Origin of the sequence: Streptomyces sp. NPDC059564, from assembly GCF_042735575.1 — a bacterium.
Classification (GTDB): Bacteria; Actinomycetota; Actinomycetes; order Streptomycetales; family Streptomycetaceae; genus Streptomyces.
Genome location: NZ_JBHWBP010000726.1, coordinates 1 through 1,071, shown reverse-complemented (window position 1 = coordinate 1,071; position 1,071 = coordinate 1). Strand labels below are relative to the sequence as shown.

Here is a 1,071-nt window from a genome sequence, read left to right as displayed (position 1 = left end):
CGGCCGCCCTCAGGCGCGGCCTGCTCTCCCTGACCCTCCTCACCGCCCTCCTGGCTGGCCTCCCCATCCTGCTGTGGTGGGCCACCACGCAGGTCGGACCACCCGGCATCGCCGCCCTGTCGAACCTGCTGTCCACCGACGACTCCGGACAGGTCTTCCTGCTGCTCCTGGCCGCCTCCGGGTGGATCGGCTGGAGCCAGTTCGCCGTCGCGGTCCTGCTAGAGATCCCCGCCCAACTGCGCGGGCGCAGTGCCCCGCAGATCCGGGGCTTGGTAGGGCAGCGGGCTGCCGCGTCGCTCGTAGGGGCCGTCCTGCTGGCGCTGCCCGCCGGTACCGCCCTCGCCGCCACCGCCACCGCCACCGCCGCACCCGTCCCGGCCGCGCCGGTGAGCGTGAGCGCGGCCGCCGTACCCGGCGTGGACGCGGCCGACAGCGCCCGCGCGAGTGCGGGATCGGTCGAGGAGACCGGAACGGGAACGGTGACGCACACCGTGCGGGACCTGCGGCCGGCCGAGAGCCTGTGGTCGATCGCCGAGACCACTCTGGGCGACGCCTCCCGGTGGGAGGAGATCGCCGCTCTCAACGAGGGCCGTGCGATGGCCGATGGGACGACGTTCCATGCCGACCAGCCCATCCAGCCCGGATGGGTGCTCTTCCTCCCCGGCGACGCTTCTGCTCCCCCGAGCACGGGACTCCACGCCCAGGGCGATCGCGGCGAAGCCGTCGCCGCTCGGGCAGGACAGGCCCAGTACAGCGTTCGCGCGGGAGACAGCCTCTCCTCCATTGCCGACGAGCAACTGGGAGACGCCGACCGGTATCCGGAAGTCTTCGAGCTGAACAAGGGCACGCCTCTGCCCGACGGCGCCGGTCCGTTCACCGACCCGAACCTGATCTACCCCGGGCAGCAGATCGCCCTCCCCGCCGACGCCCCCAACCCCACGCCTCCGGCCCCGGCGCCGTCGGAGTCCCGGACCGGCGACAACAACCCGCCCGCCGCCACTCCACCCGCGGCGACGCCCTCGCCTGCCGCCCCGGCCCCGGTCGCACCCACTACGAAGCCCACCCCCAGCC

Annotated in this window: 1 protein-coding gene; it reads left to right on the top strand. The window is 74.0% G+C overall.

Features of this window, described 5'->3' with window-relative positions:
* Positions 1–1,071, top strand: a 1,071-nt coding sequence (locus ACFV0Q_RS41960; protein WP_385013389.1) for a LysM peptidoglycan-binding domain-containing protein, incomplete at both ends; no start/stop codon positions are given.